We start from the raw sequence: 23140 nt of genomic DNA on the forward strand, positions 1-23140 counted from the left end.
TATACTACAATTTAATTTCTTTTTCCTCATCTTCGTAATTGCTCAAATTCTTAAACTTTAGTACATATCTTCCATCTAAAAAATAAATATCATTCAACAGAACACTTCCGAATTCGAATGAAATGTGTTCAATATCACTTGTCTCCAAATTGATTCTATAAACACTTCTTTCATGAAGAATGATCAAATTATTATCAAAAAAATAATTTCTCACAAAATCATTATTCCTCGGTTCAATAGGAGATTTATATTCTTTAAACTCTTTAGTATCTGTATTGAATATAATAGGATTATATTTTGGAATGTAAATATATATTCCATTTTCTGATTCCATTTTAAAATGATCCAGATTTACAAAAAGTCCTTCAAATTCACATTGCAACAATGGAATATCGATTTTTGAATTATTTACAAGAAAATCGAATTTCCAAAACATTCGACCATAATTAAGTTCCTCTAATTCTGTTGCTATAATTTCTGTATTACTTTTTAAAGCTTTATAAAAGTGTTGACTATCTAATTTCATAAACATGGTTTTTTAATATTATTTTTTCTAAAAATCTCGAAAGCTTCTATCATTTCATCTAATTTCCCCGCTTTCTGAGCTTCTTTAAAATCTGAAAGTATCTTAGAAGATGCATTTATGTAATCTACTATATCATCTGAAACGTCTAAAGGTAATTTATTAAACACCGTTTGCAAATCGGTTACTACCTCTTTTCCTTCTACAACGCAGTTTCTCCACTTGCCATTTAAATATATTTTAGCTTCTAAATTTTTGAAATAGCTGGCATCCATGAAATGCAATTTTTTAGTAAATTCTATTTGTTCTCCAGCTAAATCTGCCTCCTTCTTAAACCATGGTGCTACATCACCTATTTTAAGATCTACATCAGTAGCTTTATCACTCATTTCAAAAACAAAATAGTAGGTTCCTTCGCTAATATCGTCACTCAGCATTCTTGAATCATAAGTATAAACTAAATCATCTACGCCTTCAGAATTTTTTAAGATAGGACTTCCAAATCCTCCTGATAAACTTGCTTCTTTTTGAAATCTATCTATTCTAAACTTATAATTTTTTCCACTAATTATCTGCTTTATTTTAGAAAATCCATTATATGGCGGCCAATTAATACCTTTATAGTGATTAAGATCATTACTTTTAAATAGATCATAAAGTTCGTCCCATTTATTCTCACCCCATAATTTATATGCTTGTTCTGCAATTTCTGCTTTAGCTCCACCTGCAAAATCATTCACGGAATTTACAAAATCTTTAAATTTCACATTTTTATAGACCATGTCACCTACCTCATCAATAAACCCAAGCACTCTCCAGACTTCTTCTTGTTCAGTAACTAATTTTCTTTGTGCAGGCGATAAATCATCTATTTTAACTATAAGACTTCTCCATTCGGTATACTGTGCAATTAATAAACTCTTAATAGCCTTATTCTCTTGAAGTAAAGCTTTGGTTGCAGCTGGTAACTTTGATACGAACTTATATCCACCTACAGCTACATTTTTCATTCCAATAACTGCCATACCCATATTGTAGGCATTAATGATTTGTCCAAAAGTACTTTTTGAATCTACTGTTTCGGTGTTTACTGCGATATTTCCAACAGCACCTACTACTTCTGCCATAGCCCAGCCACGACGTACCCATGTTACTTTAGCAGCCAAAGCAGTACCACCACTAAAATAAATAGTAGCTAGATCCAGTGTCGTAACTATACCTTTCTCAATATAATCATTCCTTACTTTATCATCTTGGTATTTTAAGAAAATTGCTGGAACAATATAATGGTTATTTCCTAAATCATTATCTCCTAAAGCTGTTGCTATCAAAGGTAGTTTTCCTTGTTGTGGTACTATTATAATTGGAGTCAAAGGAGAAACTTCTTCTATAATTTCAATATGTTCTTCTTTATTTACTCCACTACCTTTAGTATCAAATGCCTTATAGAAATAAGTAATATACCTATCATTCAACGTGACGTTTCCTGTACTTTCACTATATACTCCTTCATTGTATTTAGAGGTAAATACTGGACTAATTAATGATGATGTATCACTACTATAATCTATTCCTTGTAGATTTATTACTCTTTTTGCGAAATCATCTGTTTCCTTAGGCCATCTGTTCTCTATAGATTTTGGAGCCTGATTAAACATTGTTACTAAAGCCCCTATAAAATTTGTATAGTTTTTCTTATCAGTTAAAAAGTAAACAGAAGCATCATCTATTTCTCCTATAAGCTTTTTTAAAACCTTATTAGTCTCCTTCTCTAAAAATGCATAAAAGTTGGTATAATTATCAGTTCTAATAGCACTCATTAAGCGCAAAATCGCCAATTCAGAACGTTCCTTTAACGCTGACTGCGTTGAAATTGTATTGATAAGGCTCTCAATTTCTGTGTAAGCTAAGTTTCTAATAGCTGACATACAAGCATTATTAACAGAGGTCGCAACTTTTTCTCCATCTGTTAATTTCATTACCGCTCTTAATTCTGCAATTCCATCTTGCATTTCAGAAGATGAGCAATCTCTTAAATCTCTTGACAATAATTCTTGTGCGAAATTATTATAACACGAGCCGTCTTTTATATCAAAAGGAGAAAGCTTCCAATCACTTTCAGGAATGTTTTTTATTTTTTCTAAAACCCTTGCGTTAACATCTTTAACCTTTTCATCTTCTGCATTCCATTCAACTAATACATAATCATAATCACAACCATCACCTCTAGATCTAAATAGATTAACTTTATCGTTTATCGTTTTAGAAACTTTTTTTGCTACAATCTTTTCAGTACCATTAATGAATGCTTTTGCATTTATATCCCATTCATAATATTTATCATTATATTTAATGGTTTTAATAATGTAATTTTTCGCAATTGCTACTGAAACTACTATTCTCTCATTATTAAAATAAAACTCATCTATAAGAACTCCACTTGGTGTTAATGCTAAATGGGCAAATTTATTAAGCTCCCCACTACTCTGACTCTGAAACGCATATAATTTAAATGCAGGATCATTAATCTGTTTCCAATCCAAATGGTTTAAAAGAGTACTTGTGGTACTATAATCCATTAAGAAACTGGTACTGCCTTCGGCTGTTTTATACTGTTCAAAAGGATGTTCTAGCTTAAAGATTCCATGCCCTAACTCATGAGCTGCAGTAGCAAGATTTTCTTTGCCATTATTAGCTTTCGCGAATACATATCCAAATTGTCCATTTAAACGCATATATCCATCTTGTTTTGTGCTAGAAATCTTGTTTGTAATAAACAAAACATAACCGTCACGCGAACCTTGATATGATGCATTTATCTTTAGCTGTTCTGCACTGTAAGTAGAAGTAATAGTATTTTTCTCGGTTTGAATTACATTGCCTGAAACTATCTTATCTATATTAAAAATAGCCTCCTTCTTAAAGTTAATTTTAACTCCAATTTTGCTATAAATCTTCTGTGTTTCAGCAATAATTTCATTTAACTTATTTGCAGAGATATCATCAGTAGGAACCAAGGCCACATTAACATCTTTTGGAGAAATATGCACTAGCATAAATGCGCCAATAACCTGCCATTTATCACCTTGTTTTACGGTTGCTAATATTTGTTCTTCGGCGTACGTTAAACTCCCTTTTACAGTAAGAACAAATATTTTATCATTTCTTGTAAAGTCAATTTTTGCTCCATTCTGGGTTTTAAAAACTATGCTATCGAGATTTATTTTGGCATCTGTAACGGTTACCGTAGCCAACATTGTATCTGAATCACCATTCAAAACGGCTTTATACGGCAAGATGTTATCGCCTGCTTTGGCATACAATTTCTTTAGCGCTGCAGATGCATTTTCTGGCATTACATCAAAAGCATACTTGCTTCCGTTTCCAGAAAAAGCAATCGAAATACCTTTGGCCGTAAACGCTGTGGCTTGACCATTTTTATCTACGCCATCTGTATTTTCTGGCGATGGTTTTCCTCCTTCGGCAACTGCAACACCTTGATTGATTCCATTTCCTTCACTGTCTACCGTGTAAACTTTTGGAGGAACAACAACTTTTCCATCTTTATCAACAACACCGCTGTCTGTAATTACAGTATCTTTTCCGCCAGGAATAGTTATCTGCTCGCCGTCAACACCATTTACAACTATATCTCCATTAGCATTAATGACAATATCTTTAATTACAAAAGGAACTTTTTCTTCAATTTGTCCGCCTTTGCCCTCGCCAGTGAAATCTTCGATATCGGTAACATTTTTCCAATCTGGGTTATAGCTCGTTTCTACAACACCACTGATCAATTGATAATCGGTATTGATCACAATATCCTTAAATTCTACTGCAATCTTAGTATCGGCTAAATAAGGAACAGTGATATATCCGAGTCCAGAATATGGGCTGTTTTCTCCTCTAAGTTCTAAAATAGTTACAGGAAAGTCACCAGCTCTAAATGTCTCGCTTTGAATTAAATTGGTTAGCGGTTTTTGATTCTGAATATTGATTTGCGGAACGATACCACAATTGTATGCAGGAACACCACTACTTTCTGTTGGTGTGGTAAAAGTGCTTATATTAGAATAAGTAAACGACTGAATTCCGTCTTCAGCCGGATCACAGCTCGATCCCACTCTAAATTCATAGGTTACCCCTGGCTCTAAATTGGTAATTAAACTTTGTTTGTTTAAACTATTTGACGAGAACCACTGTGCATTACGAACACCTTGTTTTTTATATTGTACCTGATAGCGCGTATGCTCTGGCACTCCTTCCCAAGTTATTTTTACACTTTTCGAACTTTGGGATTCGCTTAATAAAAATGTCGGCGCGGTACATGAAGCCGTATATTTAAAAGAATATATTTCGCTGTATCCGTCATTTTTAAAAACAGCATTTTCTGAAAGTCCCGTTGTCGAAATCGCTCGTACTCTCCATGCGTAACGCAAACCTGGAGTAAGTATTGGCATGCTCAGATTGTACAGAACAGCGGTTCCAAATAAAGTTTCTTCGTATAAAGTCGGCGACATTTGAAACCCGATTTGAGGATCTAATGTTGGATCTAGAAGCTGTTTTAGCTCAAATTTATATGAAACGTTTGTTGCGTTGATCTGACGCGGCGTCCAAGTAAATAAAATATTAGGAAACTCTGTCGAAGCAATTTGTTCGTTTTTTTGTGGTGTATTTAATAACGGCGGATCATTTAATATCAGATATAAACTAGCACAGCTTTTTTGAGATATTTTTTGGTTCGTTACAAAATCGTACATCTCAAAACAAAAATTGTACATTCCTTCTGGCAACGGGTTTGCATATTGCGCTGCAGAGATTCCTTGCAGGTTTTCTAACCTAAAAAGCGATGCAATATCAACATTGGTTAAGGTTTGCAGTTCCCCTCCATTTATATATATTGGCCTTTGTTCCTGTGCATAATCAGAGGTTTGAATATTTAATCCGTTGCCTTGTATGTACAGCTTTAAGCGTACTCTTCTTTGCGAGATAGAGATATCGGTTGGATTAATCAACAATTGCATCTTCGTATCCATGCTGGTAGCATAATCGGAAATTTTGACGCTATACGGACTATTGAAAACTGGTGTTAATTGAACTGGATATAATTGTGCATATCCAACTGCATTAAAAAACAGAAATAGAACAAATAAATATAGGTTGTTGAAAAGGTTCTTCATTTTTTAATTGATGATAATTTTTTTAACCAATGTTTGCTGTCCCGTCTCCAATACGACAATATATACTCCAGATTGTAGTGAAGTATTAAAATCTACTTCGTACTTTTTCTTTCCTGAGTCTTGTTTTTGAATCATCGTATTTTGTCCAGAAGAGGAGAACAGTCTTAAATTTATCGCACTGTTGTTTTCTAAATTTACAATTGCTTTAAAATTACCATTGCTCGGATTTGGGGTTACAATAAAATCTATAATAAATTGAGATACCATTTCGGTATTTGGTAATGTACCGCGTTTTTCTACCATGATGTTTTTGGTAAAAACTGCATAACACTCTCCTTGTGTCTGTTTTAAACCAATTGAATACACTCCAGCTGCATCAAACTTTAAAGTCACGTATTTTTCTTTTTGCTCTACAACTTTTACTCCGTTTGGAATAACCCAGTCTGTGCTTTCTCCAAAAGGATTGCTGGTATTAACCAAAATTACTTCCTCGTCTAAATAAGCTTGAGAACTCAATAAAAATTCTGCGCTAATGGCCATCTGGCTCGTTTTTATCACAATTTCATCTTCGCCAATACAACCTAAAGCCGTAGTAGCTTTTACATGATATGTTCCTGCTTTTGACACATTAATTTTTGCTTCATTTGAAGTGAATCCGTTTGTAGAAGTCCAACTATATTTTGCTTGCGGATCTTTTATTGAAGCATCTAAATCTAGACTTTGGTCAATACATAAAGTTCGATCTGGACCAACGTTGACAATAACTGGCTCAGGATCTTTTAAAACAAATCGCTTTTTGTAAACGCAACACTCTGGACAAGTAATCGTAACTTCATAATTTCCAGCCGTAAGATTATTTAAATCTTTGGTAACTGCTCCTGTATTCCATAAATACGTATAAGGCAAATTACCTCCTGTAACATTAAGTTCTATAGATCCGTCGTTTCCTTTATAGCAAATAGGATTTTTAACCGTTTCCGTTGATAGAATTCCGTTAGGATCTCCCACAAAAATACTTCCCTGAACCACGCATCCTTTTGCATCTGTCGCTATTACAAAATAATTGTTTGTGGTAATGTTTTCTATTTTAGAAGTTGTTTCTCCGTTTGTCCATTCGTATGTATAAGGTGGCGTTCCACCTGTTACATGCGCTTCTGCCCAACCGTCATCTCCAGTTGTACAGCCTACATCAAACTTCGTAAAGGTTAATTTCAACTGATCTGGTTGTGGAATATACTTCTCAGCATCAATCTCTTTGACTAAAACATTATTCACATAAGTTCCCAATTTTATTCCGTTGGCGTCTTCAATGTTTAGTGCATAAGTTCCTTCAGAAAGATATTCAGCTGTATCTCCTGTATTATTCCAGATAGCCCAAGAACCATTAGCCTGTTTTTTCTTCCAAGTGTAATAATAAGGTAATCCATTATTTTTCTCTTTATTAAGCTGAATACCTCCTGTTACATTCGCTTTTAAAATTCCGTCTTGCGACTCATCTCTTTGATTGTCTAGAGGATTAGCATCAATCTCGTTTCCAAATTCGTTGCTCACATTACAAGAAATAGTGCGAATCACTTCAAACGTAACTTCAATCGGATCCGGATCGTCTAACTCTGTAACAGAACTAGCCACGGTACAACTCGTTTTATTTGTTGCCACGTTGTAATTAGCATCACGCACCGTCAAAGTATAGATTTCCTCAGAAAGACCTGTTAACGATATTGTATAAGTATTATTGCTAAAGCTTGTACTTGTGCTGGTCTGCGTTGTTCCTTTACTATTTTTCCATTCAAACCAATATGTATTGTCTGTAGCGATAGTTCCGCCTGTAACCTCTACAACAATTTTTCCGTTTGTTGCTTTATAGAAACTCGGATTTACAACCTCTGTATATTTAATCGCAAGCGGCGCTTTTGGCTGATCGATAAAAACTTCAGCGTAAGCCGTACAGCCTTTTTTATCTGTTGCAATTACCCAATAATTTCCTGTTTTTAAAACGGTATTTTTATCCGATTTAACTTCATTAGACCATTCATAAGTGTAATCTCCGCTTCCTCCTTCTGCAGTTGCAGTTGCCCATCCGTCATTACCTCCATTACAAAAAACATCTCCTTTTGCTATTTTCACAGACAATACTGGAGGCTGCTCCATAAACTGAATAGAATCTTTTGCGATCCAACTTCCATTTGTGTAAGTTCCTAAAATAACATTATTTCTATCTCTGACATTAAGAGCATAATTTCCGTGAGAGAGGTTAGAGATGATAGAATCTTGTACCGCTAAATCTTTCCAAGTTCCATTGTCTTCCTGTTTTTTCCAAGAGTAATAATAAGGCAGTCCATTGTTTTTTTCTAATGAAAGTGTTGTTCCTCCTGTAACCTGCGCCATTAAAATTCCATCCTGCGATTCGTCACGCTGATTATCTTTTGGAGTGGTATCTGTCTTATCTCCATATTCATTTTTAGCGTTACATGAAATACTCTGCACAATTTTAAAAACAACTTTTAAAGGGTCTGGTTCTGTCAATACTCTTTTTGATTCTACAACAGAGCAATTAACAGTCTGACCAGTCGCTTCATCGTAATTTTGATCTTTTATTGTTAAAAAATAAGAATCTGCAGGCACATTGTCTAAGGTGATAAAGAATTCTCCATTTACACTTTCAGTTGTCACATTTTGCAATACTCCAGCAAGATTTCTCCATTCGTAATTGTATAATCTGCCATCACTTGGGATTGGTTTTAATACTGTTCCCCCTGTTATCTTAGCTACAATTTTTCCGTCGCTTGCTCCCGAAAATGTTGGTGTTGATATTGTTGGATAATCAATTGTTACCGGAAAATCAGGCTCGGTTATTTCGATATCTTTTGTAGCAAAACATAGATTTGAATCTGTAACCTCAACGGTATACATTCCTTTAGTTAAATTTGTTATTTTTTGAGTTTTTGCTAATTCTTTTCCTTTGTAATACCAGATGTACTTGTAATCATCCTTAACTCCATATTTTTCAGTAAGAGTTCCTCCAGTTACATTTACTAATGCCCACCCGTTATTACCTTCATAACAAGATACATTTACTGAATCAAATAACAATTCAATCTGTTTTGGTTCTAAAATTTCTTGAGTAGTTGGACTAGCGGTTATTAGTTGAACTGTATCGTAAGTTCCCTGCACTATTCCATTAGCATCTTTCACATTTACAGCATACAAACCTTCCGAAAGATTGCTTGCTGTAGCTGTTTTATAAGTTGCTAAATCATCCCATTTATTGGTATCGGCATTGTATTTTGACCAGAAAAATTGATATAGTAAACCACCATTATCTGCCGGATTAAATGGCACACCTCCTTCTACAGTTGCTGTTAAAATTCCATCTCCTGCTTTATTTGCAATGACAAGCGGATTTAAACTTTTTGAATTACATGAAATAGGCTGCGTGATTGCTAATTTTATTACTATTCTTTTAGGCTGCGTCAAACTATCTAAAGATTCAATAACAGAACAGCCTGCTTTATTAGCAGCTAATAGGTAATTTTTATCTGTTACTGTTAATTTGTATTTATCGTCTGGAGCATTTTCTAAAGTAATATTATACGTTTTATCTGCCGAATTATACGCACCTGTTGCGGGCACGGTATCTCCGTTGCTATTTTTCCAGGTAAAATTATATGAGTTATCGTCTTTTATTGTACCACCTGTTACTGCCGCTACTAGTATACCATTTTTAGCTCCATAAAAAGTGGGGTCTTTCTTGAAGGTATATACAACTTCTAATGCTTTTGAAGGTTCTGTTATTTTTTGCTCAATTACTTTTTCATCCCCTAATTCTATTACACCATTTACCATTACTTGCTTTCTGGCCACACAACCTTTCATATCTTTTACCTTGATATAATAGGTTCCAGCTGCTAATCCTGTAATTGTACCTGCGCTATTATTAGGAAAAGGAACCCAAACATCTGGCGTTGTATCATTAGGATCTGTTTTTATAGAATAAAAATCATATCCTCCAACATCTCTAGTTCCTCCACTAGGAGTAATAGTTATACTACCATTATTTACCCCATAACATAAAATATCATTCCCCTTTACGGTATAATCCAATGGAGATGGTGCCCCTATGGTAAATGGATATGGCGTGCCACCTAATTCTGTATACTTTGAATAAGTAATACTACCATTGTAAAAGCCAGTCAATGTTAATTGATAGTTTCCCCTACGAAGTCCAGAAAGCACATAGCTGTTGTCTGCTTCTAATTTTTCAATATTGGGAAAAGTTTTGGTATTAGGGCCAGATATCACTATAGAAAATGTTTCACCAGGATATAGTGGTCTATTAAATTGAAGTTTTAATTTTCCATCCTCACTTCCCAAATCATAACAACTCACCTTCTCAGGAGCTGAGGAAAGAATTTTTGGAGCACTTAATCGAACAGAGTAAATCCCTACCCCGTAAGTAGTCGTACCACATGGTTTTAGTCTAAAGTAAATTTTCTGACCATGCTTTAATCCTGCATCTCCTGAAATAACTTCATTTGCATTTGTACTTATAGATGCCGTGCTATATTTTGTAAAATCTTTCCAATCGGTCGTATTATTATAAGAAGGATTAAAAGTATATTGCCATTTATAGTAGCTTGAATCGTACCCAGTAGAACTATTGATAGTAATATTTTCATCTGTAGGCAAAAAGTCAGGAGAGCCTTGAAATACATCTAAAACGGGATCAATTCTATAATTAAATTTTATATGTGACATTCTAGGAGAATAATCTCCATCAAAAGAACCATTGGCACAATAGCTATCTATATTAATCGATCTTGTACGATTAGCATCAGTTCCTGTTCTAAAGTTAACAAAAGCAAAACACTCTATGGAAACCGGCTTAGAAGGATAATCAATAATTGGCACATCAAAATTGACTTCTTTGTCGCCATTATTTCGAATACTTCTATAATACATTTGTTTAGTCGACCCATCTTTAAAACGAGCCGTTATGATAATTCTAGAGTCTGTATTGTTTTTAACCCCCGCATTAATTGAATAATTAAGGTTAGAAATTTTTACAAAATACTTCGTCTGAGCATAACCCAATCCGCAAACCAATAAGATGACAAATAAGTAAAATTTCTTCATAGGCTTAATAAATAACTGTTAAGGTCTCTGCTTTTGCTGGACTATCATTTTCTAAACTTGGGACCAGATGGTATTCGTATTCTTTATTAATTTTCAAATTTTTATCTTCTAAAGTAAAAACCGTTCCGTTTAACTCTTTCCATAAAGTTGGCGGAAGCCCTTTTTCATTTTTATAGATACTAAGGCCTAAAACCTTACCTTTATTCTTTGCATAATCCCACGAAAGAACTATTTTTCTATTTTCTCTATCTGCTGTTCCTTGCGAAAATGTAATCACTTTTACTGGTGTAAAATTCAACACACTAACCGTGATTACCGAATGATCTAGTGAAGACCATAGATTACTTTTATCCTTAGCCAGAATAGCATATTGATAAATCTTTTTGTTTTCTATTCGATCATCTGTAAATTCCTGAATCGTATCATTTATTTGTTTGATTTCCACCCATTTTTCCTGTCCCTTTTCTCTTCTTCTTAAACTATGGCTGACAACATCTTCACTATAGCTTCGTATCCATTTTAAGTGTACTTTGCCATCTTTGTTATCATAATCTTTAAAAATAGGTGCGGCTGGCGGAATTTTATCGGGTTTATCCAATACCAGAATATCAGAAGGATCAGAGATATTATAACGCATATCCTCAGCAGCAATTCTATAATAAACTTTGCTGTTCGTCATTTTTAAACTCACGCTGTCTTTATACTCTGTACCGCTGTAAGATTGATGGTAAATATCTACAAACTCCTCTCCTGCCGTATTGGCTTTTAGTATTCGGTATCCGCGCAGATCTTTTTCTATATTGGCTTTCCATTTTAGTCTAACCGTTCCAAGACTATCAATTACTCCTTCCAGTCCGATTGGTTTGGCTGGCGGTATAGAATCGACTGGCTGTACTAGCATACTTTGAGAAGTTAATCTCTGATTGTTTTTTCCAACAACCGAAATGGTGAAATAATTGGATGGATACAGTTCTTCTTTAAACTTGAGTTTCCTTTCAGAAGGCGGAATAATCTTAGAAACAACCTTATACGGTCCTTTATCGTTATTTGCTAAATTAATTTCATAACCTTGAATAAATCCTTCTGATTCTTTCGGATAATCCCATTCAAGATTCACTTCATTAGAATTTATAATCGCATAATCTACCAATCTTGCCGGAGTTACTACAGCGGCAACACCTGTCGCTGTTATAGGTTTTGTAAGTTCTCCTTTTTCTCCAAACGAAGTTATACCGTATAATCTATAATGATAAACTTTGTCGTTTACACTAAGTGTATCAACAAAGTACATGTTTTTGGACGGATTCTCGTCTTTATCGTTTAAGTTAACTAAAGCGGTATTTGATATTGGCGTATAATTGATTCCGTCTGAAGATTTTTCTACCATAAACGAGGTATAAATTCTTTTGAAGGTTTCATAATCCCAAGAAAGCAGTACTTTTCTATCGTCTGGAACAGCAATAAAGTCTGTTGGAGCAGGCAGAACCGAATAATCTTTTAGACCAATCATATAGGAAGCTTCTTTTACCTGCGGACTTTCAAAAACCTTTACTTGGTAAGCATATACTTCATTCTTCTTTACGTCTGTGTCTACATAACCCCAACCCGCTTTTACGGCTCCTTCAAAACTCATATCTGCAGCATATAAAGCAAAAGTATATCGCTGATCTAGTTCGTCGGCCATATTAACTATTTTTGCCAAATCACCTTCTTTTGCACTTGTTACTTCAAAACTTTCGCCATAAATAGATTGGGCAATAATAGCCGCATTATTGTCTTTCTGTACAAAATCAATCCAAGAATCTAGTGGTTCGGGAGTTAATGGTTTAGAAGTAAGAAGTACTTTCTCAGGTTTAGGCAAGACATTACCGTCGCGTAGAATTGTAGTTCTGGTAATTGTGAATCCTTTTTTATTAGCTTTCTGCCATTCGGCTGGAGAATTGATAGCCCAGCGAACTAAAATTTTATCCTTTTGTGCTCTGGCTTTAACCACAACAGCAGGACGTTTAGTCTGTGAATAGGATACCGATATAAACAATAAAAAGAAAAAAATAAACTTATTTGGGGACATAAGATGTAATTATTTCCATATTAAAAAAACAAAAGTAATCTTTTTAATTATGATTTAAATACGGTTTCCCGTACTGCAATGTAACAACACATAAACAGAAAAACATAACAACCTTACAAATAGCAGATTACATTAAAATTTACCACTTTTTTCCTACGAATTAAAATCAAAAAAATATCATTTATAATATCTTCTTCTCCTTTTTTACAGACTAGATATATATTCATAGTATAATAAATCTGGATATATTGATATAGCCAGTTTCAAATGACCGCTTTCCTTTGCTTGCGGATACAAAAATATGATCGCTAACACCTTAAACCCAAAAAAACATAAACACCTGATATAAAACAAATTAAACTTAAAACTTATCCTATAAATCTTCATTAAAAAAGAATACCTTTACTTGTAATAATTGTTTGCATAATTGCCTTAGACTGATTCAAAAGAAATTTACCCTTTAACTAATTTCTATCGTTTTTAATATGAAAAACAATTTTATCAGATTCCTAATTCTATTGCTTCATTTAAATGTATTAGGACAAACTCAAAAAAAAGAAATTAACCAGCAGCTTCAGACTTGGGTTTCTATCAATACGGTTACCAAATTTGCAGAACATTGGGGTGTGATTGGCGATTTTCATATCAGGCGAAATGATTTTGTAGCCGATCCCAGTTTTTATTTTATAAGAGGAGGCATCAGTTATATTCCAAATTCAAATATTTCCTTAAATCTAGGATATGCGCATATGTGGCTTGCGCCGTCAAATCCAGAATGGAGTACTTTTGCAGATGAAAACAGAATTTACCAACAGGCGCAGTTAAACACAAAATTTGGAAATGTAAGCATCTTGCAGCGCTTACGGAATGAACAGCGCTGGCAGGAAAAAATGGTCAATGATAGACCTAGCGGCGATTGGCGTTTTACAAATAGAATTCGTTATCTGATGAGTTTTACTTTTAGAATCTCAGATAAGAAATCATGGCCTCAAATGGTTCTCTCAGATGAGATTTTACTGCATTTTGGAGAAGAAGTCGTTTACAATACTTTTGATCAAAACCGCTTTTTTATCGGAATCAGAAAGAGCATTAATCCGAAATGGAGTTACGATTTTGGTTATATGAATGTATACCAGCAAAAATATTCTGGCTATCAATATGATATGAATCACACCATAAGATTGTTTTTTTATTTGAGTACCAGCATCAGGAAAAAAACGCCTTCTGAGATTGAGAATTCGGGCGATGAGTAAATTTATTTTTTAAATTAAAGTACTGTTAAATCTGAAAGATTCAAAAAACTCAAAAGCTCTTTTCTCTGCATAAGAATACTCCGAATCACGAAGCGGAAAAGCACAGTGTCCACCGTATTTTGGTGTTTCCAGATAAACAAACGCACTGTCTTTGGCAATAGTTCTTGGGTAACATCTTTCGCCCAGAAAAGGATCATCTAGCGAATTAATAATTAAAACTGGAGTTGTAATATTTTTTAGAGAAAACTCTGGAGAAACACGTTCATAATAATCATCACGACTCGCAAAACCATGAAGCGGAGCCGTAAAATATTGATCAACTTCATCAAAAGTAGAGATATTATCTATTTGATCACGGTTGATAAAATCAGGAAATTGAGCCGCTTTGTATTTCAATTTCTTTTTAATATCAATGGTAAAATTCTTCAAATAAACTCTGTTAAAACCTTGCTTAAGCACCTCTGCACTTGTGGCAATGTGGGTTGGCACCGAAATTGAAACGGCAGCTTTTATGCGCTCATCTATTTTTGTCCATCCCAAATAATTTAAAAGTTGAACGCCTCCCATTGAATATCCTATCAGATAAATATCTTCAAATCCTTTTTTCAAAGCAAACTGAACCACTTCGTCCAAATCATCAACTGCACCGTGATGATACAGCCTTGGAAGACGATTCATTTCTCCGCCACAAGTACGGTTGTTCCAAGCAAAAACGGAAAAACCTTTCTGCTTGAAATAGGCTGCGCAGCTGTTATTATAGGTTCTACGCGAATCACCTTCTAAACCGTGGCATAAAATAACGGCCTTTTTTGAGCCATTTAAAATATAATCGATATTGATAAAATCTCCGTCATTCAATTCATGCTTTTCTCTTGTATATTCGGGCACTTCAAATTTCTTAATCAGTGCAGCATAAATGGTAGAAACATGCCTATTGCGATGAATAATAGAAGGAGAATTATATTCTGATTGTTCAATTAGTGGCATAACAAAGAATTTTGTGGTAATTAATACAAAGCTAAGAAATCATTCAATATGTAAATTAATTCGTTCTTTCTATTTTATCTTTTTAGTAATTCCCTAAAAAAACATATACAAAAAAATCGAAAAAAAGTTATTTTTAAATCTATAACACAAAACTGCAAAAACTATTGATTATTTTTAAAGTATAAGATTTTACATCGTATGTTTGTTTTTTCAAAATACCACAAATTAATTTAAAAATAAACTGCTGTTAATTTTTAAAAACAGTTTAATGTTGTAGCATATTAGAAGGAAAACAAATTGTTAAATGTGCTAGAACACTGCGCTTGTCCTGTCATCTCTCGCTTGAATGTTTACTTTATTTGTATATTTGTTAAATCGATTTTTAAAAACAAAATCCCTCTAATGTTTGAACTCTTACCGGTAGATCCAAAAACAATATTTCTACTTTACTTTTGGGGCAATCTGTTTACCTGCATTCTTATTTTTAGTTTTTCATTTTCATATGCCACTAGCGATAACCGAAAAACTTTAAAATGGTTTGGCTTAGGCAAATTAATACTAACTCTTGCTTGGGTATTGGCGCTTTTGCGAAATATTATTCCTGATTTTGCGTCTATTAACATTGCCAATTCTATGATTCTTGGCGCTTGCTGCTTTGAGACGATGGCTATGCTATCACTTATTAAAACTCATGCAAAAAAGCATTATCGGTTTCAAATAGCAATTACCGCAGCATCAATAGTATTCTTTAATATTGCTACAATTTTTGACGCATCTATGAATACTCGCGTCATAATTGGCGGTATTGGCATATTTTTTATCTATTTATTGCCAACTATAACTTATTTTACAGAAAAGGAAAAAAGCTTTTTTAAGACTTTTTATGTTATGTGTTACATATCATTTGAAATTCTAATTGTAATACGAATTGTTCACAGATATTTATACCCTCAAGATCTTATTATTTCCAATGACACCTTTGATAGCTTGTACAGCATTTGCCTATTTTTATTGACTTTAATTGGCATCGTAGGCTTTTTGCTTTTGGTAAAAGAAAAGCAGGATCATAAAATTAAAAAGCTTTTAAACGACAAGAACCAATTTTTTTCTATTATTTCTCACGATTTAAGAGGCCCTTTAGGCTCTTCTGTTTCTCTTTCTGAAATTTTATTGGAGAATATTGAACAATACAGTCGAGAAGAAATTAAAGAAATTTCAGAGCTCCTGCACGATTCAAACAAGAACATTTACAAATTACTAGAGAACCTTCTGGATTGGTCTCGAGTACAAACTGGAATGATTGCCTTTAATCCTAAAAATGTGCTTTTAAATGCCTTGATTGAGGAGAATATAGAACTAAGCCGAAATGTAGCTTTAAATAAAAACATCAACATCACGTTTGAATCGGCTTACCTTGTCGAAGCAGAAGTTGATAAAAATATGATTAGCACCATCTTACGAAACTTGCTAAGCAATGCGATTAAATTTACAGACAAGAACGGTGAGATTAAAGTCAAACTAGTCCAAACAAATCAAAAAGTAGAAATTTCTATTACAGATAACGGAATCGGTGTTCCGGACTACATAAAAGAAAAACTATTTAAAATTAACGGAAAGGTTCTTCAAAAAGGAACAGAAAACGAACTAGGCAGCGGACTCGGATTATTGCTTTGCAAAGAGTTTGTAAGCATTCATCAAGGAACAATTTGGGTAGAAAGTGAACAAGGAAAAGGAAGTACATTTCAGTTTACACTTCCTATAAAGGTTGTTTAAATTCTAATACTGAAATTCCAGATTCCAAATTTAATCTGGAATCTGGAATTCAAATCTTTAAATATTATTTAACTACAGTAGCTTCCAACTCTACTTTTAAAGTTTCAAAAAGACTTTTCACTTCCAAAACTGTACTAGATTGCCTGATTTCGTTGCTTTGAATCCAGTTTTGCATCACATCGAAATTTTCAAATAAAGCAGCGCTATCTGTTGTATAAATGTTAAGCCTTACGATATTCTTCAATTCATAATTGGCGTTAAGAATTACCTTCTCCAGATTTTCTATTGTTAGCAGCAACTGACTTCTCATATCTGCATTGCTCGAAATTCCATCATCATCAATAGCAGTTTGTCCCGAAACATACAATGTCCCATTTGCATTGCTTACCTCTACTGCCTGAACATAATTTCTGGCATCCTGCCATTTCCACGGATTAATTATTTGTTTTTCCATCTTTTAAATTTTTAAAATTAACAGATGCAAAAATCAGCAAGCCTTTCTTTTATTAGGTGTGACAAATATCACTATTTTAAAAAAGACGGCTCAATGTCTCGCGGGAAACTCCTAAAAAAGATGCTAAATAACTTTTAGGAACACGCTGTAGCAACGACGGATTTCTAAGTAGTAACTGTTCGTATCGCTCCCGTGCATTTGACGTTAGAAAAGACAAAATCCTAGTTTGTGAACCAATGTGACCAGCAATAGATTTGCGAAGAAAAAAACGCTCCATTTTCTGCAAATCCGAACAAAGTTTTTCGAAGTTTTGCAAAGAGAGACTATAAGCAATTGTATCTTCTATACATTCTAATGAAAGTGTAGCTTTACTTTGTGTATAAAAAGCCTGAAAATCTGTTTCCCACCAATCTTCCATGGCAAATGAAACAATATGTTTCTTAGCATCCTGATCTTCATAAACCAATTTTACAAGTCCTGAAATTATAAAATAAACATCTTTTACATCATTTCCTTCTTCAATAATAAGATCGCCTTTTTGAAAATTCTGCACAGCAAAATGAGAAATTATAAAAGATGCTTCTTCGTCTGACAGAGGAACTACTTTTTCAATATGAGTTTTTAATAATTGCTCAGGATTATTCATAAAATTGTTTTGATATAAAGATATGAATAGTGACTTAAAACAAAAAAATCCAAATTCCAGTTTAAATTGGAATTTGGATTTTTAAATATTGGTATTTTATAAACGTTTAGTCTAATACAAAACTTACGCTAACATTTGCTGTAATTTCGATTTCACCAACTGCAAGAGTTTCGTTTGAAGCACCCATTGTGTCTGCTTCTTTCATTCTCATAGCCGCAGCATACATTGGCTGTGGACGATAGATTTGAGAATTGTCTGAAATGGTAAAAGCTTTACCCACTTTTTGTCCTAAAACAGAAACATATTCCTCTGCTTTTGTTTTAGCATCTTTCATTGCTAATTTTCTAGCTTCAGACTCGTATTGTGCTAATTTAGAGGTTTCAAAAGAAACTTTGTCGATTCTATTAATTCCTTGCTGAACCAAACCTTCCATTAACTCATCGTATTTAGCTAAATCTTTCACTACGATTTCTACTGTTTGTGTAGCGTTATAAGAAGTTTTCTTTTTCTCATAATCGTACTGCGGATTAAGAGCTACTTGTTTTGTTTTGAAATCTGCTGTTGGGATATTCATTTTTTTGATGAATTTTAAAACAGCGTCCATCTTTTCGTCATTTTGTTTTTTAACGTCTTTAGCATTATTCCCTTTTGTTTCAACCGAAGCTGAAATACAAACCTGATCAGGTGCTACTTTTACTTTTCCTTCTCCATTAACATTAATTAGAGGTACTTGTTTGATTTCTTGGCCGTAAGACATAGTCATAAACATGATTGTTAAAAATAATACTAGTTTTTTCATTTTTGTTAAATTTTAATATTTAAAAAAGACATTTCAAAAGTTATGCCAGCATTACAATTTCCCCAATTTTGCCATTCCAAAAAGTATCAAAATCGGAATCGCAAGAAGAATAACCATTAGGGTATGATCTGTAAGAAGTGATGGCATTTTGATCAAAGTAATCAAATATCCTCCTATAGCACCTCCAAAGTGTGCTGTGTGCCCAATATTGTCATTTTTGGCTTTCATTCCGTAAATGGAGTATAATAAATACACTATTCCAAAAATATAAGCCGGCATCGGAATCACAAAAAATATTCCAAGCATCATGTCGGGCTGCAATAGTATTGCGGAATATAAAACTCCCGTTACAGCGCCAGAAGCACCAACTGCACGATAACTATAATCATTCTTGTGAAATAGCATGGTAAGAAGACTTCCAAAAATTAAACTCCCGAAATAAACTAAGATAAAAGAAAAGTTACCGAGCCAGTTTAAAACTACAGGAGCAAAAAAATACAAAGTCAGCATATTAAAAATCAAATGCATCATGTCTACATGCAAAAAGCCAGAAGACAACATTCTAATTTGTTCTCCTGAACGAATGCTTCCGACATGAAATTCGTATTTTCTAAAAAAATAAAGATCGTTAAAACCTTTGTAACTAATAACAACGTTCGCAATGATAATCGCTATTAAAATAATATTCATAAGTAATAAGTATTGTGAATTATGATTTGTAAATATAATCATTCTTAAAGATAAGTTAGCAAGAATGCAAAATAGCAGTCGATAATCATTTTTAATTTATCTTTGCCAAAAAAAATTACATGCAGTTTCTTGTCTATATTTTAGCCTACCCATTACTTTGGCTTATCTCTATACTTCCTTTTCCTATATTTTACCTATTTTCAGATTTTGTCTGTTTTTTGGTTTATAGAGTTATTGGATATCGCAAAAAAGTAGTTCGCGAAAATCTTGCCCTTACTTTACCTCATTTAAGCGATGCAGAGAGAAAAGTTATAGAAAAGAAATTCTACAAGCATATGTGCGATATGTTTTTAGAAATGATTAAAACCATGAGCATGTCTCCTGAAGAAATGGAACGAAGATTTCATGTCACTAATATTGATCTGGTTCGTGATTATGCCAAAAAAGGAAAAAGTGTAATTCTAGTGGCTTCACATTATGCAAGCTATGAATGGCTTTTGACTATTAATCCGAAACTTGGATTTCAGGGCGTTGCTGTTTACAAAAGATTAGCCAACCCTTATTTTGATAAATTGGTTCGAAAAATTCGTTCTAAATATAATACAGAAATGATCGAAACCAGAAAAGCAATTCCGACAATGGCTCAAAACCAGCGCAATGGAGTTTTAAGCCTTTATGGCTTAGCAAGCGACCAATCGCCAAAAATGGAAAGGATTTTTCATTCGATGAAATTTATGGGAGTTGAAGTTCCTGTGCACACAGGCGCCGAAACATTGGCGAAAAAATATGATTTAGCAGTTCTATTTGTGGAAGTTAAAAAAGCTAGAAGAGGCTATTATGAAGCTACATTTATTCCTCTTGCTGATAACCCTAAAGATTTTGAAAACTTTAAAATCACAGAAATGTATTTAAAAGAAGTAGAAAAACAAATTCTAGAAGCGCCAGAATTTTATTTGTGGACGCACAAAAGATGGAAACACCGTATTGAATAATATTTCAAAAATAATTTACTGAAAAGTCCGAAAATCAAATGTTGTTTTTCGGACTTTTTATTAAAATTCATTACGTTAGGAACATCTCATCGGTAGAACCAGATTGCAAATGTTATTGTAATTCCATACAAATTCATTCCGTTAGGAATGTCTCGTCGGTAGAACCTAGATTGCAAATGTTATTATAATTCCATACAAATTCATTCCGTTAGGAATGTCTCGTTGGTAGAACCAAATTATACACAGAGGGCATCGTTCCGTAGGAACGTCTGATTAATTGGGAAATTGAATTCAATCCCATAAAATCAGGTGTCCCTACAGGACACAAATTCAAACATCACCATTTTTTTTACCAACGAGACATTCCTAACGGAATGTTTTTTTTATAAAAAAGCCTCTTTAGATATTTCCAAAGAGGCTTAATTATTTAAAAAACTAAAATCTTAGATTCCAGCAATTACTTTAATTTCATCAATAATTCGAAGTGCTAATTGATCTGCAGCATCTTGAGAAGGCGCTTCAGTATAAATACGAATAATTGGCTCTGTGTTTGATTTTCTTAAATGAACCCATTCTGTCGCAAAATCAATTTTTACACCGTCAATTGTCGAGATATCTTCATTTTTGTATTTCTCTGTCATTTGAGACAGAATCGCATCAACATCTATTTGTGGGGTCAATTCGATTTTATTTTTACTCATGTAGTATTCTGGATAAGAAGCTCTCAAAGCAGAAACTGGCATTTTTTTGTTTGCTAAATGCGTTAAAAACAAAGCAACTCCTACCAGACTATCACGTCCGTAGTGCAATTCAGGATAGATGATTCCACCGTTACCTTCACCACCAATTATGGCGTTATTTTTCTTCATTAACTCGACTACATTCACCTCTCCTACTGCACTTGCTTCGTAGCTTCCGCCGTGGGCTTTCGTAACATCTCTTAAAGCACGAGAAGATGACATATTAGAAACTGTATTTCCTGGAGTTTTACTCAAAACATAATCTGCACAAGCCACCAACGTATATTCTTCTCCAAACATTTCTCCGTCTTCGCTAATAAAAGCCAAACGATCAACATCTGGATCTACTACGATACCAAAATCAGCTTTTTCTTTTACAACAAGCTCAGAAATATCAGTTAAATGTTCTTTTAATGGTTCTGGGTTATGAGGGAAATGTCCGTTTGGTTCGCAGTATAATTCTACAACTTCAACGCCCATTAATTTTAGCAATTTCGGAATAATGATTCCTCCAGATGAATTTACACCATCAACAACCACTTTAAATTTAGCTTCTTTAACCGCTTCGATATCAACCAATGGCAAGTTTAAAACTTCATCGATATGAATATCCATATACGCATCATTAGAAATAACTTCACCTAAACTATCTACATCAGAAAAGTCGAAAGCTTCAGCTTCAGCAATTTCAAGAATTTTTGCACCATCAGCGCCACTTAAAAATTCTCCTTTTGCATTTAATAATTTTAAAGCATTCCATTGTTTTGGGTTGTGAGATGCCGTTAGGATAATTCCTCCGTCAGCTTTTTCCAAAGGAACAGCCACTTCAACAGTTGGAGTTGTAGAAAGTCCAAGATCGATAACATCGATTCCTAAACCAATTAAAGTATTCACTACTAAATTATGAATCATTGGTCCAGAAATTCTCGCATCACGACCAATTACCACAGTCAATTTATCTTTAGCAATATTGTTTTTTAAGAAAGTTCCGTACGCCGAGGCAAATTTCACTGCATCAACAGGAGTTAGATTGTCTCCCACTTTTCCTCCGATCGTTCCACGGATTCCAGAAATAGATTTTATTAGAGTCATTTTTGTGAGTTAGGGTTATTTTTTTACAAATATAAAAAAGTTACCGAGTTACTAAGGCGCTAAGTCTCTAAGAATTTAAATTTAATCTATAAGAAACTACTTATTTCTCGTTATTTTTATAACAAAATGATTTAAAAAAGTTTTTATACATTTACTAAAATAACTCAGAATCTTAGACTCTAAGGTTCTTGGCAACTTTCAAAAAAATGAATTTCTTAGCCCACATATACCTTTCTGGAGAAAATGATCTGATTAAAATAGGGAATTTTATGGCTGACGGAATTCGCGGGAAACAATTTGAACATTTTCCTGAAGATGTGCAAAAAGGAATTTTACTGCACCGATTCATAGATACCTATACCGATTCTCACGATATTTTTAGAACCAGCACCAAACGTCTTCATGACAGATACCATCATTATGCAGGCGTAATTGTCGATATTGTTTATGATCATTTTTTGGCCAAAAACTGGACAAAATATTCGGATGAGGAATTGGAACTTTTCGTAAAACGGTTTTATCATTCTTTGCATGATAATTATGAGATTTTAACCGAAAAAACACAAGGTTTAATGCCGTACATGATCGAAAGAAACTGGTTGGTAAGTTATCGTACAACAGAAGGAATTCAGCATATTTTGACGCAAATGGACAGAAGGTCGAAAAACATTTCTCAAATGCAGTTTGCTGTTGAAGAACTTATTGAGTTTTATGATGAATTTGAAGAAGAATTTACCCTTTTCTTTGAAGAAATGAGAGTAAAAGCCAAAGAAAAACTGCTTTCTCTTTAGCCCAATTTAA

14 protein-coding genes are annotated in these 23140 nt (G+C 33.7%); 4 read left to right on the forward strand and 10 right to left on the reverse strand.

Annotated elements, in window-relative coordinates; all coding sequences use genetic code 11:
* Window positions 1–4: 4 nt before the first annotated feature.
* From AC3Y25_RS07980 to AC3Y25_RS07995, 4 genes are read right to left on the reverse strand one after another with little or no spacing between them, the layout of a single operon-like run.
* Window positions 5–526, reverse strand: coding sequence for a hypothetical protein (locus tag AC3Y25_RS07980; protein ID WP_427874509.1), 522 nt, complete (start codon window positions 524–526; stop codon window positions 5–7).
* Window positions 523–5706, reverse strand: a complete 5184-nt coding sequence (locus AC3Y25_RS07985; RefSeq protein WP_489902384.1) for a hypothetical protein — start codon at window positions 5704–5706, stop codon at window positions 523–525. The genes AC3Y25_RS07980 and AC3Y25_RS07985 overlap by 4 nt, the downstream gene beginning before the upstream one ends.
* A gap of 3 nt (window positions 5707–5709) precedes the next feature.
* On the reverse strand, window positions 5710–10842 hold the full coding sequence (locus AC3Y25_RS07990) for a T9SS type A sorting domain-containing protein (RefSeq protein WP_489902385.1): 5133 nt from the start codon (window positions 10840–10842) through the stop codon (window positions 5710–5712).
* A 4-nt stretch (window positions 10843–10846) separates the two neighbouring features.
* On the reverse strand, window positions 10847–12913 hold the full coding sequence (locus AC3Y25_RS07995; RefSeq protein WP_489902386.1) for a fibronectin type III domain-containing protein: 2067 nt from the start codon (window positions 12911–12913) through the stop codon (window positions 10847–10849).
* 485 nt (window positions 12914–13398) lie between these two features.
* On the opposite strand from AC3Y25_RS07995, the gene AC3Y25_RS08000 reads away from it, so the two are divergent.
* Window positions 13399–14166 carry a DUF2490 domain-containing protein gene (locus tag AC3Y25_RS08000; protein WP_489902387.1) on the forward strand — a complete coding sequence of 256 codons (768 nt, stop codon included), beginning with the start codon at window positions 13399–13401 and terminating at the stop codon, window positions 14164–14166.
* A 9-nt stretch (window positions 14167–14175) separates the two neighbouring features.
* Here the strand turns inward: AC3Y25_RS08000 and AC3Y25_RS08005 are convergent, their stop codons facing one another.
* Window positions 14176–15153: a YheT family hydrolase gene (locus AC3Y25_RS08005; protein ID WP_320491966.1), complete on the reverse strand. Its 978-nt coding sequence runs from the start codon at window positions 15151–15153 to the stop codon at window positions 14176–14178.
* A 402-nt stretch (window positions 15154–15555) separates the two neighbouring features.
* On the opposite strand from AC3Y25_RS08005, the gene AC3Y25_RS08010 reads away from it, so the two are divergent.
* Window positions 15556–16926, forward strand: a complete 1371-nt coding sequence (locus AC3Y25_RS08010) for a sensor histidine kinase (protein WP_427874517.1) — start codon at window positions 15556–15558, stop codon at window positions 16924–16926.
* Between the two features lie 64 nt (window positions 16927–16990).
* Here AC3Y25_RS08010 and AC3Y25_RS08015 read toward each other — a convergent pair whose 3' ends face one another.
* The 4 genes from AC3Y25_RS08015 to AC3Y25_RS08030 all read right to left on the reverse strand — a co-directional run bounded on the left by AC3Y25_RS08015 (window position 16991) and on the right by AC3Y25_RS08030 (window position 19515).
* Window positions 16991–17380 (reverse strand): RidA family protein, encoded by a 390-nt coding sequence (locus AC3Y25_RS08015; RefSeq protein WP_489902388.1) that lies wholly within the window; start codon window positions 17378–17380, stop codon window positions 16991–16993.
* Window positions 17381–17456: 76 nt separating this feature from the next.
* On the reverse strand, window positions 17457–18026 hold the full coding sequence (locus AC3Y25_RS08020; RefSeq protein ID WP_427874520.1) for a Crp/Fnr family transcriptional regulator: 570 nt from the start codon (window positions 18024–18026) through the stop codon (window positions 17457–17459).
* Between the two features lie 106 nt (window positions 18027–18132).
* Window positions 18133–18825, reverse strand: a complete 693-nt coding sequence (locus AC3Y25_RS08025; RefSeq protein ID WP_489902389.1) for an SIMPL domain-containing protein — start codon at window positions 18823–18825, stop codon at window positions 18133–18135.
* Between the two features lie 51 nt (window positions 18826–18876).
* Window positions 18877–19515, reverse strand: a complete 639-nt coding sequence (locus AC3Y25_RS08030; RefSeq protein WP_095931565.1) for a rhomboid family intramembrane serine protease — start codon at window positions 19513–19515, stop codon at window positions 18877–18879.
* Window positions 19516–19634: 119 nt separating this feature from the next.
* Between AC3Y25_RS08030 and AC3Y25_RS08035 the strand changes: the two genes are divergently transcribed.
* On the forward strand, window positions 19635–20507 hold the full coding sequence (locus AC3Y25_RS08035) for a lysophospholipid acyltransferase family protein (protein WP_379795507.1): 873 nt from the start codon (window positions 19635–19637) through the stop codon (window positions 20505–20507).
* A 443-nt stretch (window positions 20508–20950) separates the two neighbouring features.
* On the opposite strand, the gene glmM is transcribed toward AC3Y25_RS08035, so the two are convergent.
* Entirely contained in the window at window positions 20951–22339 is a 1389-nt protein-coding gene (gene glmM, locus AC3Y25_RS08040) for a phosphoglucosamine mutase (protein WP_250836671.1), read from the reverse strand.
* A 206-nt stretch (window positions 22340–22545) separates the two neighbouring features.
* On the opposite strand from glmM, the gene AC3Y25_RS08045 reads away from it, so the two are divergent.
* Complete coding sequence (locus tag AC3Y25_RS08045) at window positions 22546–23130, forward strand: acyl carrier protein phosphodiesterase (RefSeq protein WP_095931591.1); 585 nt, start codon at window positions 22546–22548, stop codon at window positions 23128–23130.
* Window positions 23131–23140: the final 10 nt, after the last annotated feature.

Source organism: Flavobacterium sp. LK-23 (assembly GCF_058135255.1).

Bases quoted from the DNA above. Each gene is read 5' to 3' on its own strand.
- AC3Y25_RS07980 (WP_427874509.1), bottom strand. From the start codon at position 526: ATGAAATTAGATAGTCAACACTTTTATAAAGCTTTAAAAAGTAATACA.
- AC3Y25_RS07985 (WP_489902384.1), bottom strand. From the start codon at position 5,706: ATGAAGAACCTTTTCAACAACCTATATTTATTTGTTCTATTTCTGTTT.
- AC3Y25_RS07990 (WP_489902385.1), bottom strand. From the start codon at position 10,842: ATGAAGAAATTTTACTTATTTGTCATCTTATTGGTTTGCGGATTGGGT.
- AC3Y25_RS07995 (WP_489902386.1), bottom strand. From the start codon at position 12,913: ATGTCCCCAAATAAGTTTATTTTTTTCTTTTTATTGTTTATATCGGTA.
- AC3Y25_RS08000 (WP_489902387.1), top strand. From the start codon at position 13,399: ATGAAAAACAATTTTATCAGATTCCTAATTCTATTGCTTCATTTAAAT.
- AC3Y25_RS08005 (WP_320491966.1), bottom strand. From the start codon at position 15,153: ATGCCACTAATTGAACAATCAGAATATAATTCTCCTTCTATTATTCAT.
- AC3Y25_RS08010 (WP_427874517.1), top strand. From the start codon at position 15,556: ATGTTTGAACTCTTACCGGTAGATCCAAAAACAATATTTCTACTTTAC.
- AC3Y25_RS08015 (WP_489902388.1), bottom strand. From the start codon at position 17,380: ATGGAAAAACAAATAATTAATCCGTGGAAATGGCAGGATGCCAGAAAT.
- AC3Y25_RS08020 (WP_427874520.1), bottom strand. From the start codon at position 18,026: ATGAATAATCCTGAGCAATTATTAAAAACTCATATTGAAAAAGTAGTT.
- AC3Y25_RS08025 (WP_489902389.1), bottom strand. From the start codon at position 18,825: ATGAAAAAACTAGTATTATTTTTAACAATCATGTTTATGACTATGTCT.
- AC3Y25_RS08030 (WP_095931565.1), bottom strand. From the start codon at position 19,515: ATGAATATTATTTTAATAGCGATTATCATTGCGAACGTTGTTATTAGT.
- AC3Y25_RS08035 (WP_379795507.1), top strand. From the start codon at position 19,635: ATGCAGTTTCTTGTCTATATTTTAGCCTACCCATTACTTTGGCTTATC.
- glmM (WP_250836671.1), bottom strand. From the start codon at position 22,339: ATGACTCTAATAAAATCTATTTCTGGAATCCGTGGAACGATCGGAGGA.
- AC3Y25_RS08045 (WP_095931591.1), top strand. From the start codon at position 22,546: ATGAATTTCTTAGCCCACATATACCTTTCTGGAGAAAATGATCTGATT.